Source organism: Streptomyces antnestii, from assembly GCF_004005495.1.
GTDB lineage: Bacteria > Actinomycetota > Actinomycetes > Streptomycetales > Streptomycetaceae > Streptomyces > Streptomyces antnestii.
The window spans coordinates 436,193-453,361 of record NZ_RZYA01000005.1 but is presented as its reverse complement, the minus strand read 5'-3'; the positions used below and the strand labels follow the sequence as shown (position 1 = coordinate 453,361).

At 73.5% G+C, this 17,169-nt stretch carries 15 protein-coding genes and 1 pseudogene; 7 read left to right on the top strand and 9 right to left on the bottom strand.

Annotated features, from left to right (window positions below; translation table 11 throughout):
* Positions 1-392: 392 nt before the first annotated feature.
* The 4 genes and pseudogenes from EOT10_RS14570 to EOT10_RS14555 form a co-directional block, all read right to left on the bottom strand.
* Positions 393-1,511, bottom strand: a pseudogene (locus tag EOT10_RS14570) (glycosyltransferase); the annotation flags it as partial.
* A 20-nt stretch (positions 1,512-1,531) separates the two neighbouring features.
* Entirely contained in the window at positions 1,532-2,656 is a 1,125-nt protein-coding gene (locus EOT10_RS14565) for a glycosyltransferase family 4 protein (RefSeq protein WP_127828587.1), read from the bottom strand.
* Between the two features lie 209 nt (positions 2,657-2,865).
* Entirely contained in the window at positions 2,866-4,284 is a 1,419-nt protein-coding gene (locus EOT10_RS14560) for a HEAT repeat domain-containing protein (protein ID WP_127828586.1), read from the bottom strand.
* A 279-nt stretch (positions 4,285-4,563) separates the two neighbouring features.
* Positions 4,564-4,956: an ankyrin repeat domain-containing protein gene (locus tag EOT10_RS14555; protein ID WP_127828585.1), complete on the bottom strand. Its 393-nt coding sequence runs from the start codon at positions 4,954-4,956 to the stop codon at positions 4,564-4,566.
* Positions 4,957-5,238: 282 nt separating this feature from the next.
* Here EOT10_RS14555 and EOT10_RS14550 point away from each other — a divergent pair, with 282 nt between their 5' ends.
* Together EOT10_RS14550 and EOT10_RS14545 are read left to right on the top strand one after the other, a co-directional pair.
* Positions 5,239-5,433 carry a hypothetical protein gene (locus tag EOT10_RS14550; protein ID WP_077974404.1) on the top strand — a complete coding sequence of 65 codons (195 nt, stop codon included), beginning with the start codon at positions 5,239-5,241 and terminating at the stop codon, positions 5,431-5,433.
* A 37-nt stretch (positions 5,434-5,470) separates the two neighbouring features.
* Positions 5,471-7,105, top strand: a complete 1,635-nt coding sequence (locus tag EOT10_RS14545; protein ID WP_127828584.1) for a hypothetical protein — start codon at positions 5,471-5,473, stop codon at positions 7,103-7,105.
* 54 nt (positions 7,106-7,159) lie between these two features.
* Here EOT10_RS14545 and EOT10_RS14540 read toward each other — a convergent pair whose 3' ends face one another.
* Positions 7,160-8,662 carry an SCO1417 family PLP biosynthesis transcription factor gene (locus EOT10_RS14540; protein ID WP_127828583.1) on the bottom strand — a complete coding sequence of 501 codons (1,503 nt, stop codon included), beginning with the start codon at positions 8,660-8,662 and terminating at the stop codon, positions 7,160-7,162.
* A 100-nt stretch (positions 8,663-8,762) separates the two neighbouring features.
* Between EOT10_RS14540 and yczE the strand changes: the two genes are divergently transcribed.
* The 4 genes from yczE (at position 8,763) to EOT10_RS14520 (ending at position 12,249) form a co-directional block, all read left to right on the top strand.
* Positions 8,763-9,443, top strand: coding sequence for a membrane protein YczE (gene yczE, locus EOT10_RS14535; protein WP_223280968.1), 681 nt, complete (start codon positions 8,763-8,765; stop codon positions 9,441-9,443).
* The gene (locus EOT10_RS14530; RefSeq protein ID WP_127828582.1) at positions 9,440-10,207 is read left to right on the top strand and encodes a glycerophosphodiester phosphodiesterase family protein; all 768 of its coding nucleotides are present in this window, start codon (positions 9,440-9,442) and stop codon (positions 10,205-10,207) included. Before yczE ends, EOT10_RS14530 begins: the two co-directional genes overlap by 4 nt.
* A gap of 57 nt (positions 10,208-10,264) precedes the next feature.
* Positions 10,265-11,620, top strand: a complete 1,356-nt coding sequence (locus EOT10_RS14525) for an MFS transporter (RefSeq protein WP_127828581.1) — start codon at positions 10,265-10,267, stop codon at positions 11,618-11,620.
* 254 nt (positions 11,621-11,874) lie between these two features.
* Positions 11,875-12,249: an RNA polymerase-binding protein RbpA gene (locus EOT10_RS14520; RefSeq protein ID WP_003977404.1), complete on the top strand. Its 375-nt coding sequence runs from the start codon at positions 11,875-11,877 to the stop codon at positions 12,247-12,249.
* Positions 12,250-12,420: 171 nt separating this feature from the next.
* On the opposite strand, the gene fxsA is transcribed toward EOT10_RS14520, so the two are convergent.
* The 4 genes from fxsA to EOT10_RS14500 form a co-directional block, all read right to left on the bottom strand.
* Positions 12,421-13,014, bottom strand: a complete 594-nt coding sequence (gene fxsA / locus EOT10_RS14515) for an FxsA family membrane protein (RefSeq protein ID WP_127828580.1) — start codon at positions 13,012-13,014, stop codon at positions 12,421-12,423.
* 69 nt (positions 13,015-13,083) lie between these two features.
* The gene (locus EOT10_RS14510) at positions 13,084-13,851 is read right to left on the bottom strand and encodes a polyprenol monophosphomannose synthase (protein WP_127828579.1); all 768 of its coding nucleotides are present in this window, start codon (positions 13,849-13,851) and stop codon (positions 13,084-13,086) included.
* A 516-nt stretch (positions 13,852-14,367) separates the two neighbouring features.
* Positions 14,368-15,999, bottom strand: coding sequence for an amidohydrolase (locus EOT10_RS14505; RefSeq protein ID WP_127828578.1), 1,632 nt, complete (start codon positions 15,997-15,999; stop codon positions 14,368-14,370).
* 54 nt (positions 16,000-16,053) lie between these two features.
* Positions 16,054-16,494, bottom strand: a complete 441-nt coding sequence (locus EOT10_RS14500; protein WP_127828577.1) for an Lrp/AsnC family transcriptional regulator — start codon at positions 16,492-16,494, stop codon at positions 16,054-16,056.
* A 225-nt stretch (positions 16,495-16,719) separates the two neighbouring features.
* Between EOT10_RS14500 and EOT10_RS14495 the strand changes: the two genes are divergently transcribed.
* On the top strand, positions 16,720-17,169 hold the full coding sequence (locus EOT10_RS14495; protein WP_127828576.1) for a hypothetical protein: 450 nt from the start codon (positions 16,720-16,722) through the stop codon (positions 17,167-17,169).

Sequence of the window (17,169 nt, the reverse complement as noted above, 5' to 3'; positions counted from 1 at the left end):
TCGCGCGCCGTCACGAGCCCTGCATCGCCCGTCGGCGGCACCCGTCCCGCATCGCCCGGCGCCACACGCCCCGCGCCGTGCGCCGCCACACGCCCCGCATCGCGCGCCGTCACGAGCCCTGCATCGCCCGTCGGCGGCACCCGTCCCGCATCGCCCGGCGCCACACGCCCCGCGCCGTGCGCCGCCACACGCCCCGCATCGCGCGCCGTCACGAGCCCTGCATCGCCCGTCGGCGGCACCCGTCCCGCATCGCCCGCCGCCACACGCCCCGCGTCATGCGCCACCACGAGCCCTGCATCATCGCGCGCCGTCACGAGCCCTGCATCGCCCGCCGGCACGCGTCCCGCATCGCCCGGCGCCACGCGCCCCGCGTCGTGCGCCGTAACACGCCCCGCGTCGTGCGCCTTCAGGAAGGCGTCCACCGCGGCGCCCCAGCTGAAGCACTCCGCACGCGCGCGTGCCGCCTCCCTGCGTTCGTCCCCGTTCCGTGCGACAAGGTCCTCCACCGCTGCGGCGAACGCCTCCCCGGTGTCGGCCGCGACTCCCCCGGCGGGCCCCACGATCTCGGGCAGGGCGGAGGAGGCGCTGGCGACGACAGGGGTGCCGCAGGCCATCGCCTCGAGCGCGGCCAGCCCGAACGTTTCCGCGGGACCCGGCGCGAGACACACGTCGGCGGCGGCCTGCAGCGCGGCGAGCCGCCCCCGGTCGGCGACATGCCCGAGGAACGTCACCGGCAGGCTCCGCGCGCGTGCCCGCTGTTCCAGCCTCGCCCGCAACGGCCCGTCCCCGGCGACGACGAGCACCGCCGGCGTCCCCCCGCGGCGCAGGGCGGCCAGGGCGTCGAGCGCGGTCCCGGGCCGCTTCTCCACCGACAGGCGCGAGCACAGGACGAGCAGCACCTCGTCCACGCGCGCGTACCTCTCGCGCACGGCGGCGTCCCGCAGGCGCGGGTGGCAGCGCTCCAGGTCGACGCCGAGCGGTGCCCGTACGACGTTGCGCGCCCCGATGCGGACGAACTCGCGCTCGGCCCACTCGGTCGTGCACACCACGCGCGCGTAGGCGTGCGCGGTACGGGAGTTGAGGGCGTCGGCGGCGCGCAGGGCGAGCCGCTCGGGCAGGCCCCAGGTCCGCAGGACCCCGTCGGCCGTCTCGTGGGACACCATCACGGCGGGCACGCGGGCGCGGCGTGCCCACTCCCCCGTCCACCGCAGGGTGGTGCGGTCGGAGACCTCGATCCGGTCGGGGGCGAGGTCTTCGAGGAGGGCGGCCACGCGCCGCCGGTCCGTGAGGACGCGGTAGCCGCCGGTGCCGGGCAGCGGCGCCCCGGGCAGGGTGATGACGCGCCCCTGTGGGGTGTCCCGGTCGTCGGCCCGCTCACCGGGCACGATCAGGACGGGCTCGTGGCCTGCGGCGCGGTAGCCGGCGCCCAACTCCCGCAGGGCGGTGCGCAGTCCGCCCGACGCGGGCGCGACGAAGTTCGCGAGCCGCACGATCCGCAGCGCCCCGCTCATACCGCCACTCATGCCGCCGCTCATGCCGCCACCGCCGTCCGTGCGTCGAGGATCTCTTCGTAGTGGCCGAGGAGCTGGTCCCCGACGGCTTCCCAGGTCCGCCCTTCGACGGCCCGGCGGCCGGCGGCCCCGTAGGCGAGGCGGCGCAGCGGGTCCTCGGCGAGGGACCACACGGCGTCGCACACGGCGGACGCGTCGCCGGGGGCGACCAGGACGCCGGTCCGGCCGTGGGCGACGAGGTCGAGGGGGCCGCCGGCGGCGGGCGCGACGACGGGCACGCCGCTGGCCATGGCCTCCTGCACGGTCTGGCAGAACGTCTCGTAGGGCCCCGTGTGCGCGAAGACGTCCAACGAGGCGAAGATCCGGGCGAGTTCGGCGCCGGTGCGGCGGCCGAGGAAGACGGCGCCGGGCAGGGCCTCGTGCAGGCCGGGGGCGCTGGGGCCGTCGCCCACGACGACGAGGCGCACTCCGTCGAGGGCGCACACCCCGGCCAGCAGGTCGACCTGTTTCTCGGGGGCGAGGCGGCCCACGTAGCCGACGATCAGCTCGCCGCCGGGGGCGAGTTCGCGCCGCAGGGCCTCGTCGCGCAGGGCGGGCCGGAAGCGGGCGGTGTCCACCCCGCGCGGCCACAGGCGCACGCGGGGCACCCCGTGCGCCTCCAGGTCGTGCACGGCGGCGGTGGACGGGGCGAGCGTGCGGTCGGCGGCCGCGTGGACGCCGCGGATCCGCCGCCACGCGGTGGCCTCACCGGCGCCCATGTACGTACGGGCGTAGCCGGCGAGGTCGGTCTGGTAGACGGCGACGGCGGGGATCCTCAGCCGTGCGGCGGCGGCCATGCCGCGTGCGCCGAGGACGAACGGGCTGGCGAGATGGACGAGTTCGGCGCCGTGCGCGGCGACGGCCGCGGCCACCCGGCGGCTCGGCAGCGCCACCCTGACCTGCGGGTAGCCGGGCAGCGGCAGGGAGGGCACCCGTACGACGGGGCAGGGGGCGTCGGTGTCGACGTCAGGGCCCGGCGCGGTGGCGGGGGCGATGACGAGGGGGTCGTGGCCGCGCGCGGCGAGGTGCCGGGCGGTCTGCAGGGCGCAGTGCGCCACACCGTTGATGTCGGGGGGAAAGGACTCGGTGACGATGACGACACGCATACCCGTGTTGTCGTCGCGCGGAGCGTGGGCACGTCAACGTGGATCTTTCCTGGCGAGGAACGTCCCATGAGCGTTCGCCCTCGGCCGCGGCGGCCGGGAGGGGGCGCGCACGCGCGCTCCACCTCCCGGAAAGCTGCCGGTCCCCCTCCCGGAAAGCTGCCGGTCCCCCTCCCGGAAAGCTGCCGTTCCCTCTCCCGGAAAGCCGTCGGTCACATAGCCGTCGCGTCCGGTCCGATCCTGCTGCGCACGGCGGTCTGCACCTCGGCCTCCTCGGCCGGATCGGCGGCGAGTCTCCGGAGCTGGTCCACGACGCGCGCGTCGCCGGTCTCCGCGTGGCGGGCGGCGACCTCGCGGGTGGACTCCTCGCAGTCCCACAGGCATTCGACGGCGAACCCGGCGGCGAAGGAGGGGTCGGTGGCGGCCAGCGCCCTGGCGGCGTGGCCGCGCAGATGGGACGAGGCGGTCTCGCGGTAGACGTGCCGCAGGACGGGGGCGGCGCAGCCGATGCCGAGCCGTCCGGCCCCGTCGACCAGGGGCCACAGTGAGGGTGCGTCGGCGCCTTCGCCGCGCACGGCCTCGCGCAGGGCGGCGAGGACCAGTTCGGCGTCCTGGGCTCCGCCGCGGCAGGCGAGCATGCGTCCCGCCGCGGCGCCGAGGGCGTCGGGCCGGGGGGCCCAGCGGCGGGCCCGCTCCAGCGCCTCGGCCGTCCTCATGCGTTCGAAGGCGTCGAGGGCAGCGTCCACCACGGCGTGCGCGGGACTTTCCACGGCGGCCTCGATCAGGTCGAGGACGGCGGGGTCGTGGGCGTCGGCGAGGTAGCGCAGCGCGGTGCTGCGGCCGCCGTCGTGGCCGGTGAGGGCGGCCCGGACGATCTCGGCCCGGTCCTCGGGACCGGCGACGGCGCCCAGGCAGCGCGCGGCGGGCACGTACAGGACGGCTCCCCGTTCGAGGCCTTCCTGCGCCCAGTCGAGGACGGCCCGCACGCTCCATCCGGGGCGTGGCCCGGCGGGGCGCAGCTGACGCTGCCACTGGTCGAAGGAGCCGCGCTCCTGGGCCGCGCGGATCCGGGCGCCGATGGCTTCGCGGGGGTCGTCGGCCCACAGCCGCCAGGGCCGCGGTTCGTACGCGTCCCGCACGGCGGCGGCGAGTTCCGCGTCGCCTTCGGGGCCTTCGGGGAATCTGTCGAGGATCGGGGCGGCGAGCAGGCGCAGGCCCGCGTCGTCGTCGCGCAGGGCGAGCTCGTCGAGCGCCCAGGCCCAGCTGGTGCCGAAGGCGGCGTAGCGGCGCAGCAGTTCCAGGGCGTCGCGCCTGCCGTAGGAGGCGAGGTGGCCGAGGACCGCGAGCGCGAGGCCCGTGCGTGACTCGTCCGTGTTCAGGACGTCGTCGGGGTCGAAGAGGTGGCGCTCGATCTCCCCGAGCTCTCCGTGGAGGTCGAGGTAGAGGCGCGCGTAGTAGAGCGAGCGGTTCTCCACCTGCCAGTCGTGGCGGGGATCGCTCAGCACACAGTGATTGAGAGCCGCGAGCGCTTCGTCGCGCGGCGCCGTCAGCGCGTGCAGGGTGCCGTCGCCGCGGCCCCGCTGCAGCAGGCCGAGCAGCGTACCGCTGGGCGCTATGACCGGATCGAACATGGGAAACAGCCTCACATCAAGCGTCGACGCAACCGGGGGAACCGCATTACCTGGCCGCGCGACAACACTGCGGGGCGCCCGCCGTCTCTTGCTTGCTGAAGACCATCTTCCTCTGCCTCTCGTTCTGTGGCCCGAATCGGACCGTTCAGGGTCCACGCGGTGTGGCACCATCTGCCCCGCCGTCGCGTCCGTGAATCACGTCGTCATGATGACCCAGCGGTTCTTCCCCCCGCGACCACATTTCCTGCTCCCCCGTTCTGCCTGGTCAGAGGCGGTGTGTCAGGACGCCCCGAAGAGTTCGAGCAGCTCGCCCTTGCCGAACATCCGGGCGGTGTCGACGGCCGACGGGGTCCCCGCTGCCGGGTCGGCCCCGCCGTCCAGGAGTGCCCTGATCACCTCGTCCTCGCCCTTGAAGACGGCGCCGGCGAGCGGGGTCTGGCCGCGGTCGTTGGCGCGGTCGGCGTCGGCGCCACGGGACAGGAGCTCGCGGACCGCGCCGGCGTGCCCGTGATACGCCGCGAGCATCACCAGGGAGTCACCGCGGTCGTTCGTGAGGTTCGCCGGGACGCCCGCGTCGACGTAGGCGGCGAGCTGGTCGCTCTCGCCGCGGCGCGCCAGGTCGAAGACCTTGGACGCCAGTTCCACGACCTCCGGGTCGGGGGCTTCGCTCATCGGGACGGACCGCCTTTCCGTGTACGGGCTGTGACGACCGTGCGGCCGTACGAGTGAATCGACAGAGTACTGCCCGGTTCGGTACATGAGCAGGCCCGGCCGAGGCGAAGATCACGAAGAGCCCCGGAGGCCGCACGGCACTCGCCCAGGAGGCTCAGCAGACGCCTGTCAAACGGGTGAAATCGAGAATAATCCACCCATTTGCACCTTTTATCGTATGGATACATGCTGTGAGCCTGGAAGAACTCATGGTGACTGTCCCCATCAACCAGGAGAACTCAAATGATCCTGTCCATCTCAGGCGTGGTGCTGCTCGGAATCATCGTCTTCCTCTTCTTCCGCAAGGACGGACTCAAGGCCTCGCACGGCCTGGTCTGCGCCCTCTTCGGGTTCTACCTGGCGGGAACCGCCATCGCCCCGAGCATCAAGGCGGGCGGCGCGAGCCTGGCCAGCCTGCTCGGCGGGATCAAGTTCTGACCCTCACCCCCCTCGCACGCACCTTCAGGAGACAGACGTGGCCCGGCGCCCCCTCCCCCGCATTCTGAGCAACGGCAGCGCCCCCATCGCCCGGAGCCGGGAACTGGCACGGACGGCAGCCGACGGGGCCACCGACGTACTCCATCCCCTGATCACGATCACCCGTGGCCTGCGCCGCCTGGCATCCGCCGGACGGCGCAAGTGGGCCGACACCCCCAAGGACCGGCGCGGACCGCTGCTGTTCCTGGTGGCGGCGGTGATCCTGGTCGTGGTGCTGATTCCGTACGGGCCGCTGCTGGCGCTCATCACCCTGATGGCAGCGGCCGCATGGACGGGCCGGGACCGTACCCCGCCGGCGCCCACCGGCCCCGACGAGTCACAGGTCCAGCGGCTCACCGCGCTCTACGAAGCGCTCGTCCCGTACTTCTCCGTCCCAGAGGACCCCAGCCCGCTCTTCGCCCACGGCGGCGAGTGGGAGAAGGCCTTCGAGTCGTACGACTTCGACGACACCGGGCGCGTCTCACGGATCGTGCTGCGCTACCCGGCGTACTTCACGGACGGCGAGGCCGACTCCCGCGCCCGGATCGAACAGCTCCTGCACGCCAAGTCGGGCCGGGGCCGTGAGTACCGCTTCGAGTGGGACGAGGAGGGCAACCGCCTCTCGGTCACCGTCCTGCCGCCGCTGCCCACCGACATCGCCGCCCAGCGGTTCGTCACCGCGCCCGGCGAGACGGTCCTCGGCTTCACCGACGAGAGCGGCACCCAGCGGACCCTGCCCGTCACCGACGGCGGCGAGCGGCGCGACATGCCGCCCGTCGTCTGGCGTACGGGCGTCCGCTCCACCGAACCCCACCTCCTCGCCGTCGGTCACCCCGGCAGCGGGACCACCACGCTCCTGCGCTCGATCGCCCTGCAGGCCCTCCAGCACGGTGACGTCCTCATCGTGGAGGGCAGCGGCACCGGCGACTACGCGTGCCTCGCCGGGCGCAGCGGAGTCCTCGCCGTCGAGTGCGGGCTCGCGGGCGCGCTGGCGAGCCTGGAATGGGCGGCCCACGAGACGGAACGGCGACTGATCGCCGCCAACCGCGCACGTCAGGCCGGCCGCCCCGCGCCGGACGACACCCGGCGTCCGCTGTGGATCCTGTTCGACCGGCCCAGCGTCCTCGGTCATCTGGCCGCGGCCGACGGGCGCAAGGACCCGCAGGCCCTGCTCCAAGTCCCCCTGCGGCACGGCCGCGCGGCCAACGTGACGGTGGTCGTGGCCGACCAGTTCGACAGCCTCGACGCCCTGACGGACTCCGTCTGTCAGCACACACGCGCGCGCGTGGTGCTCGGTCCGGCCACGTACGACCAGATCGAGGACGTCCTCGGCGTCGCGCCCCACACGACGCCCACACCCGACGTCCCCGCGGGGCGTGGCTACGCGCGCCTCGGCGCGAGCGCCGTCCACCGCCTCCAGGTCCCGGCCACCCCCGACCCGTACGACGACGCGACGAGCGACGCGGACCGGCAGGCCGTGCTCGCGCTGCTGCCGCTGCGGACGACTCCGGCCGACGACAGCCCGGAGGTCCGGGCGAGCGACGGGCCCGAGCCGGTCGAAGCGGCCGAGCCCGCCGAGCCGGTCGAGGTCGAAGCGGTGGGGACGGTACGCGCGGTGGCCGCCGAAGGGTGACGACCGGGGCCGCGTGCCCCGGGCGAACTGTGGCCCCGTGCCGAACGAGAGGTCCTAGGCGATGAGCGTCCGTGGCGGTTCCGCCCCGGACGCTCCGCCTTCCCGGACGAGGCGGGCCGCCGCGGCGAGCCGTACCGCCGCCTCGTCGGCGACCGCCCCGGCCACCGTGAACGGCAGCCGCACGTACCCCTCGAAGGCGCCGTCCACCCCGAAGCGGGGACCCGAAGGGACCCGTACGCCGACGCGTTCGCCGACCTCCGCGAGACGGGACCCGGAGAGCCCTCCGGCGCGCACCCACAGCGTCAGTCCGCCGACCGGCACGTCGAACTCCCAGTCGGGCAGCTCCCGGCGCAGCGCGGCGATCAGAGCGGCGCTGTTCTCCCGGGCCTGGCTGCGCCGCAGCTCCACCGCCTCCTCCCAACCACCCGTGCTGAGCAGCCAGTTCACGGCCAGCTGCTCCAGGACGGGGGTGCCGAGGTCGGCGTAGGCGCGCGCGGCGACCAGGCTGCGGATCACGTCGGGCGCGGCCCGTACCCAGCCGATGCGCATGCCCGCCCAGAAGGCCTTGCTCGCCGAGCCGACCGTGATGACGGTGGAGCCCGCGGGGTCGAAGGCGCAGACGCGGCGGGGCATCTCCAGGTCGCGGTCGAAGTGGAGTTCGGTCATGGTCTCGTCGACGACGAGGACGGTGCCGGCGGAGCGCGCCGCCTCGACGAGCTGCCGGCGCTGGTCCTCGTCGGCGAGCGCGCCGGTGGGGTTGTGGAAGTCGGCGACGACGTAGGCGAGCCGGGGCGCGGCGTCCCTCAGGACCTGCCGCCAGCGGTCGAGGTCCCATCCCGTGAGCCCCTCGGCCATGGCGACCGGAACGAGCCGGGCACCCGCCTCGCGCATCAGCTGGAGGATGTTGGCGTAACTGGGCGACTCGACGGCGATGCGCTCGCCGCGGCCCGCGAACAGATGGCAGATCGCGTCGATCGCGCCCATGGCGCCGGTGGTCACCATGATCTGCTCGGGCATGGTCGGGATGCCCTGGGCGGTGTACCGCTCGGCGAGCATCTCGCGCAGGGCGGGCAGGCCGGCCGGGTAGTCGCCGTGGGTGTGCGCGTAGGGCGGGAGTTCGCCGAGGGCGCCCTGGACGGCGCGGGTCAGCCAGGGTTCGGGGGCGGGCAGGGCCGCGGTGCCGAGGTCGATCATCGAGCCGAGGGCCTCGGGCGGCAGGGGCTCGAGACCGCGCGCGGGCAGCGGGTTGCCGGCCGGGACGGCGGTCCAGCTGCCCGCCCCTCTGCGTGATTCGAGGAACCCCTCGCCGCGCAGCGCCTCGTAGGCGGCGGCGACGGTCGTCCGGCTGACCTTCAGGGAGACGGCGAGCTCGCGTTCGGCGGGCAGGCGCGCCGCGACGGGCACGCGCCCTTCGAGGACGAGGAGGCGGATGCCGTCGGCGAGGGCGCGGTAGGCGGGCGGGCGGCGGCTGCCGGGGCCCCCGGGCCGCGTCTCCTGCTGGGAGGTGAGCAGCCGCGCGAGCTGAGCCGCGCCGACCGCCGAAGTCCACTGAGCCATGTCAGTCCAGTCCACCTTCCCCGAATTGGCCATGGTTGGCCTGCGTTCCCCTGCCACAGAGTGTCACGGGTCAGTCCACCACCACCACAGGGGGCACCACTTGTCCGCGTCGTCCACGCCACCCGGCGCCGGTCTCACCCGCCGGCTTCTCCAGCTCTACGTCGGTCTTGCGCTGTACGGCGTGAGTTCCGGCCTCCTCGTCGAGGCGGGGCTCGGTCTGGAGCCGTGGGGCGTGCTGCATCAGGGGCTCGCCGAACGGACGGGGATCTCCATCGGCGTCGTGTCGATCATCGTCGGCGCCGTGGTGCTGCTCCTGTGGATCCCGATCCGGCAGCGCCCCGGCCTCGGCACCGTCTCGAACGTCTTCGTGGTCGGCCTCGCGATGGACGGCACGCTGGCCCTGGTGCCCGACGTGCACGCCCTCGCGGTCCGGATCCCGCTGATGGTGGTGGCGATCGTCCTGAACGGCGTCGCGACGGGCCTCTACATCTCCGCGTCCTTCGGGCCCGGCCCGCGCGACGGTCTGATGACGGGGCTGCACCGGCTGACCGGCCGCTCGATCCGGCTGGTGCGGACGACGCTCGAGATCGCCGTGGTCGCGACCGGCTTCGCGCTCGGCGGCACCATCGGCGTCGGCACCGTTCTGTACGCCGTGGCGATCGGCCCGCTGGCCCAGCTGTTCCTGAAGGTGTTCGCCGTCCCGGCGAAGCCCGCCGCACCCGCCCCGGTTCCCGACGGGTTTACCACCGCGTCACCCGAAGGGACGATACTGCCGCAGTGACCACGCGCGTACGCCATCCGTATCTCGACCATCCCACCCCGCTCGCCTTCGCCCATCGCGGCGGGACCGCGGACGGCCTGGAGAACACGATGGCCGCGTTCCGGCGCTCCGTGGACCTCGGCTACCGCTATATCGAGACCGACGTGCACGCCACGGCCGACGGCACCCTCGTGGCGTTCCACGACACGACGCTCGACCGGGTCACCGACGCGGCGGGCCGGATAGCGGACCTCCTGTGGAGCGACGTGCGCCACGCGCGCGTGGCGGGCCGCGAACCGCTCCCGCTCTTCGAGGAGCTCCTGGAGACCTTCCCCGACGTGCGCTGGAACGTGGACGTCAAGGCCGAGTCCGCGCTGCTCCCGCTGCTCGACCTCATCGGCCGCACGGACGCGTGGGACCGGATCTGCGTCGGCTCGTTCTCGGAGGCCAGGGTGGCCAGGGCCCAGTCCCTCGCCGGCCCCCGCCTCGCCACGTCGTACGGCACGCGTGGCGTGCTCGGTCTGCGGCTGCGCTCCCTGGGCCTTCCGGCGGCGCTGCGTCCCTCCGCGGTGTGCGCCCAGGTACCCGTCGCGCAGTCCGGCATCCCTGTCGTCGACCGCCGCTTCGTCCGCGCCGCCCACGCGCGCGGGCTCCAGGTCCACGTCTGGACGGTCAACGACCGTGAACAGATGGGCGAACTCCTCGACCTAGGGGTCGATGGCATCATGACCGATCACATCGAGACGCTGCGTGACGTGCTCAAGGACCGGGGATCCTGGACCTGAGGGTGCGGGGGCGCCGCGTCCGGCCACGGGGATCACGGGGACATCGAGGGGGCGCGGGTGGGCATCGACACCGTGCGGGCGGACACGGCGGCCGACGAGGCGGCGCGGCGGCGGGAGCAGCGCGGCTGGTACTTCTACGACTGGGCGTGCTCCGTCTACTCGACGAGCGTCCTCACCGTGTTCCTGGGGCCCTATCTGACGGCGGTCGCCAAGTCGGCGGCCGACGCGGACGGCTTCGTGCATCCGCTGGGGATACCGGTCAGGGCGGGCGCGTTCTTCGCGTACACCGTCTCCCTGTCGGTGATCGTCTCGATCCTGGTGATGCCGCTCGCCGGGGCGGCGGCGGACCGGTCGGGGCGCAAGAAGCCGCTGCTCGCCGTCGCCGCGTATCTGGGGGCGGCGGCGACCGCCGGGATGTTCTTCCTCGACGGCGACCGCTATCTCCTCGGCGGCGCCCTGCTCGTCGTCGCCAACGCCTCGCTCGCCGTGTCGATGGTGCTCTACAACTCCTACCTGCCGCAGATCGCCACCCCGGAGGAGCGCGACGCCGTCTCCTCGCGCGGCTGGGCCTTCGGCTACGCGTCCGGGGCGCTCGTCCTCGTGGCGAACCTCGTCCTGTACTCCGGCCACGACTCGTTCGGGGTGTCCGAGTCGACGGCGGTGCGGATCTGTCTGGCGTCCGCGGGCGTGTGGTGGGGCGCGTTCACCCTCGTACCGCTGCGGCGGCTGCGGGACCGGCGTACGGCGCCCGCCCCCGGCGAGGTGGCGGCCGTGCCCGGCTGGCGCCAGCTGGCCGTGACGCTGCGCGACATGCGCCGCCGCCCGCTGACGCTCTCCTTCCTGCTCGCCTATCTGGTCTACAACGACGGCATCCAGACGGTGATCTCCCAGGCCTCTGTGTACGGCTCCGAGGAGCTGGGCCTCGGCCAGTCGACGCTGATCGTCGCGGTGCTCCTCGTCCAGGTCCTGGCCGTGGCGGGGGCGCTCGCGATGGGCCGCCTCGCCCGTACGTACGGCGCCAGGAACACGATTCTGGGCTCGCTGATCGCGTGGACCGTGACGATCGGGGCCGGTTACTTCCTGCCGTCGGGGGCGCCGGTGTGGTTCTTCGTGCTGGCGGCAGGGATCGGGCTCGTCCTCGGCGGCACGCAGGCGCTCTCGCGCTCCCTCTTCTCCCATCTCGTACCGGCCGGCAAGGAGGCCGAGTACTACTCCGCGTACGAGATGAGCGACCGGGGGATGAGCTGGCTCGGCCCGCTCGTTTTCGGCCTGGCGTACCAGCTGACCGGCAGTTATCGGGCGGCCATCGTGTCCCTGGTGGTGTTCTTCGCGGTCGGCTTCGTCCTGCTCGCCCGGGTTCCGGTGAGGCAGGCGGTGCGCGACGCGGGCAATCCCGTACCGGCCCGGATTTAGCACCTGGGGCCAAAGGCCGGTAGTGTACGCGTTTGGCCTGCCAGGCGTACCGTTACTGCACGTCAATAACGCGAAACCCTGGGTGACATCTGCTGGCAGATGTGACAAACCGGGCGCCGGTGGGTACAACAAGGGGCGGCTACGACGGCGACGCATGACCCGACACGGGAATCTTTACCGCCGACCGGACGTTGACCGGATGACGACGACAGCGACACCTGTCCTGTGGGCGACAAGCCCGGGAGGCACGATTCATGAGTGAGCGAGCTCTTCGCGGCACGCGCCTCGTGGTGACAAGCTACGAGACGGACCGCGGCATCGACCTGGCCCCGCGCCAGGCCGTGGAGTACGCATGCGAGAAGGGACATCGCTTTGAGATGCCCTTCTCGGTGGAGGCGGAGATTCCGCCGGAGTGGGAGTGCAAGGTCTGCGGGGCCCAGGCGCTTCTCGTGGACGGCGACGGCCCTGAGGAGAAGAAGGCCAAGCCGGCGCGCACACATTGGGACATGCTGATGGAGCGGCGTACCCGCGAGGAGCTCGAAGAGGTCCTCGAGGAGCGGCTGGCCGTTCTCCGTTCGGGCGCCATGAACATCGCGGTGCATCCGCGCGACAGCCGCAAGTCCGCCTGATCCCCCGGGAGCAGCGGGACCGCGACTGACAGAAGCCGTGGGCCGGACACACGTCACGTGTGTCCGGCCCACGGCTTTTCGCATGTACGTCCAGCACGCCCGGAAACCCTCGGCCCCCGGAAACGCTCGGCTCCCGGAAACGCTCAGTGGGCTTCTGAGGGCCGCGCGGACTCAGGGAGTGATCGGCGGGCGCGGGCCCGCGTCCGGGCGCTGTGACGACCGCTCACCGTTCTTGATCACCTCGCCCTGGATGACCGTGCCGTCGGGCCGGTGCATGCGCGCCTGCTGGAAGGCGTCACCGAAGGTGCCGGGGGCGGCCGACTGCATCTTCCGCTCGATGGTGCGCTCCGTGTAGCGGCCGACCGCCTTGCGGACGGGCGGCACGAGCAGAACGAGACCCAGGACGTCGGAGACCAGGCCGGGGATCATCAGGAGCAGGCCCGCCAGCATCAGCAGACCGTTGCCGCCGGGGCGCTGCCCGTCGGCCGGGACCGCGCCGTTCTGCTGCTGTTGCTGTTGCCGTTGCAGCGTCTCGCTCAGGTTCTTGAAGGCCCGGCGCCCGGCGCGCTTGATCACGACGGCGCCGCACACGAGCCCGGCGACCAGGAGCAGGAAGACGGTGAGGCCGCCGGCCGCGCCCGCCACCATGGTCAGCAGCCAGATCTCCAGGACCAGCCACGCGGCGACGCCGAGCGGCAGGAACCGGCGCACCCGGGAACGCGGGGCCGTGACGGGACGCGAAGGGGGCGGTGTGCCTGTGGTCATGCCCCCAGTGTGCCTGGGCGCCCGCGCGAGTGGCGTAAGAGGGGGATCAAGATCGACGCGGGGGCGGGTTCAGCGCCGCTTGCGGCCGATCACACGCCCCACGCGCTCCCCGACGCCCCACGCGGTGACCCGCCACAGCGCCTCGACGACGATGTCACGGCTCATCTTGGAGTCACCGAGTTCGCGCTCGACGAAGGTGATGGGCACCTCGACGACGTGACAGCCGGCCTTGACCGCGCGGCGCGCGAGGTCGACCTGGAAGCAGTAGCCCTGCGACGACACGTCGGCGAGCCCGAGGCCTTCGAGGGTCTCGCGGCGGAAGGCGCGGAAGCCGCCGGTGACGTCCCGGATCGGCACGTCGAGCAGGAGGCGTGAGTACGTGCTGCCGCCGCGGGAGAGGAACTCGCGCGACCTGGGCCAGTTGACGACCCGTCCGCCCGGCACCCAGCGCGAGCCGAGCACCAGGTCGGCGCCCTTCAGCGCGGTCAGCAGCCGGGGCAGTTCCTCGGGCTGGTGGGAACCGTCGGCGTCCATCTCCACGAGGACGCCGTAGCCATGTTCGAGGCCCCAGCGGAACCCGGCGAGATAGGCCGCGCCGAGACCCTCCTTGCCCTGCCGGTGCAGGACCCGTACCTGGTCGTCGGCGGCGGCGAGCTCGTCGGCGAGCTTTCCGGTGCCGTCGGGGCTGTTGTCGTCGGCGACGAGGACGTGCGCCTCGGGCACGGACGCGCGCACCCGGGCGACGATCGACTTGATGTTCTCCGCCTCGTTGTAGGTCGGGATGATCACCAGCGCCGTGCCGAGAGGGCCGAACTGCCGCCCACCGCCGTCTTTCACAGCTTCCCCTTAAGACTCCAGTACGAGGGGACCACCATAGCCATGCCGCTTCTCGGCGAGGGTGAGGCGCCCTGCGCGGGAGTGCGGGATCGGGGCCCGGCGCCCTTCGGGCCGACCTGGGACCCGCTGGCTGCGGGTCTACCGAAAGCCGTTGTCTACTGAGCGTCCGGGCCCCACCCGGGTCGCACCTTCCCCCGTGCTCCCGAGGAGCAGGGAGGGACCCCCGTCCGGCCGGAACGTTCCAGCGCCCCATGGCGCGGGTGCTGGGCCTGGCTCCCAGTGGTGGTGCGCCGGTGCGGCACACCACCCCATGACCCAGCGGCGTTCATCGTCTGCGCGGAGGTTCCCCGGTCGGACGTCCTGTGGTGGACCCGCCGAACCTACCCGCCGACCGCGCCCAGCTGTCAACACCCTCTCCACCTGCGGAGATTGGGGAAACTGCCTGGTCAGCGAGGAGGATCCGCAGGTCGCACGAGCCCGCGCGCGGCCGCGACCGGCGGTAGCGGGCCGGCTACATCACTCGTCCGGCCCTACGTACACCGTCCGCCCGGCGACCACCGTGCGCAGGCAGAGCGGGAGTTGGGCGCCGGGCGTGAGGTCGGGCAGGCCGGGCGTCCCGGAGCGCGGGTCGGTCGACCAGCGCGCCACCCGGTCGTCCGGGGCCTGGACGACGAGTTCCTCGGTGCGCCACACGGCATAGTCAGCCGGAGCGCCCGGGACCAGGATGCCCGCGTCGTCCCGGCCGACGGCGCGCCAGCCCCCGCGGGTGTGCGCGGTGAACGCGGCCCGCACCGACACCCGGTGCTCGGGCGTGCGGTGGAAGGCGGCGGCGCGGACCGTGCCCCACGGGTCGAGCGGGGTGACGGGGGCGTCGGAGCCGAAGGCCAGCGGGACGCCCGCGCGCAGGAGGGCGGCGAACGGGTTGAGGGCGCGGGCCCGTTCGGCGCCGAGGCGGTCCGCGTACATGCCGTCCTCGCCTCCCCACAGCGCGTCGAACGCGGGCTGCACGGAAGCGGTGAGGCCGAACTCGGCGAAGGAGGCGATGGTTTCGGGCGACAGCATCTCGGCGTGCTCGACGCGGTGCCGGGCGGCCCGGACGCGGGCGAGGCCGACCTTGTCGACGGCGGCGCGGACACCGTCCACCACGGCGGTCACGGCGGCGTCCCCGATGGCGTGGAAGCCCGCCTGGAGCCCCGCCTCGGTGCAGGCGACGACGTGGGCGGCGACGGCGTGGGCGTCCAGGTAGGAGGTGCCGGTGTGCCCGGCGTCGGCGTACGGCTCGAGCAGGCAGGCCGTGTGGGAGCCGAGGGCGCCGTCCACGAAGAGGTCGCCTCCGGCTCCGGCGGCGCCGAGCGCGCGGGCGCGTTCGACGTCCCGGTCGGCCCAGTAGCCGACGACCCGGGGCCCGGCCTCGTCGGCGGCGAGGCGCAGCAGGCCGGTGAAGTCGTCCTCGGAGGAGATGTCGGGGCCGCCGCACTCGTGCACGGAGCCGATCCCGAGGGAGGCCGCGTGCCGCAGGGCCGCGCGCTGGGCCTCGGCGCGCTGGTGCGGGGTGACGGCGGCGTGGGCGGCGGCGCGGACGGCGTGGTGGGCGTCGCGGGTCAGCGGTCCGTCGGGGGCGAATCCGGGGCGGTCGGCGATGCCGGGTACGAGGTCGAGGAGCGCCGTGGTGACGGCGGCCGAGTGGACGTCGATACGGGAGAGGTAGAGGGGGCGTCCGGCCGCGGCCTCGTCGAGTTCGGCGCGGGTGAGGGGCAGTCCGTCCGGCCATCGGGCGGCGTCCCAGCCGTGGCCGAGGAGGATCCGGTCCGTGGGGCGGGCGGCGGCGTGGGCGCGGACGAGGGCGAGCGCCTCGCCCCGGGTGCGGGCCGCCGAGAGATCGAGGCCGGTGAGGGCGAGCCCGGTCGACGTGGTGTGGACGTGGGCGTCGGTGAACGCGGGAGTGACGAGGGCGCCCTCGAGGTCGACGACCTCGTCGACCCCGTCGGCGAACGCGTCGGCCGCGCCTTCGGAGCCGACCCAGGCGACGTGCCCCCGCTCGACGACCATGGCCGTGGCGAAGGGGTCGGCGGGGCTGTGGACGTCGCCGCCGCGGAGCAGGGTGGTGCGGGCCGCGGACGGGGCGGGCGAGGTGGGGGTCGTACTCATGGGGACAGTTTCCCGCCTTCGTGCCCCCGGGACGCACCCGGGGGCCCGGCCCGGTCAGACGCGGGGCGGCCGTGCCTCGTACGGGGTGGAGAGGACCACGGTCGTGCGGGTGGAGACGCCGGCGAGGGAGCGCACCCGGGCGAGCAGGTTCTCCAGCTCGTGCGGGGTCTCCACGCGGACCTTGAGGATGTAGTTCTCGTCGCCGGCGACGCTGTGGCAGGCCTCGATCTCGGGGACGCCCGCGAGGCGTTCCGCGATGTCGTCGGGGGCGCTCGGGTCGAACGGTTTCACCGAGATGAAGGCGGTGAGCGACAGGCCGACCGCCTCGGGGTCGACGACCGCGGCGTAGCCGCGGATGACGCCGCGCTGTTCGAGGCGGCGCACGCGCTGGTGCACCGCTGACGTGGACAGGCCCGTGGCCTTGCCCAGGTCGGTGTAGCTCATCCGCCCGTCCTTGACGAGCAGCTGCACGATCTGTCGGTCGAGCTCCTCCATGGCGCAGAACCTACAGTGCGCTTGATCCCTACGGATACCCGGAAGGGCCGTGAAGAGCGATGACGCCTACCGCCCGGCGAACATCGGCAATCGATATGTGACGAAGACCACACCTGTCGAACCGTGTCCTCGCGCGTGCCACGATTACCCCCACGACGGGACGGGAAGTGCTTGCTGTGGTCGAGGCCGCAGCGCCTTGTCGGCCCACCCGAGGGGGAGAATCCCATGCAGAATGTGAAGCGTCCCGGTCGTCCTGCCCGCAGCCGGCAGCAGCCGGTGGTCGAGCCCGAGCCGGAGGGCGTCGAACCGGCACACTCCGATGACGAGGGCGCCGACGCCTTCGACGCGTACGACACCTTCGAGATGTACCGGGTGTTCTGCCCGGACTGCGCGCAGCCGATCGCGCTGCTCGCGGACGAGGACGTACTGCCGGAGCACGCACTGTGCGCCTCGCCGTGGAACCCGTTCGGTCTCACGGTCTGCTCCGGCACGGGACGCGCGGCGGCCGACGCCCGGTCCGTGGACGATTCGACGGACGCTCAGGAGCAGGACACCGCCCTCCTGTTGACGCTCCCTCAGGGGCTCGACTGGCGGATGCAGCCCTTCTCGCACGTGGGCGGCCCCGGCTCCCGTCCGCTGCGCGTGCCCGAGCAGGTGCGCCGCACGGCCGCCTGA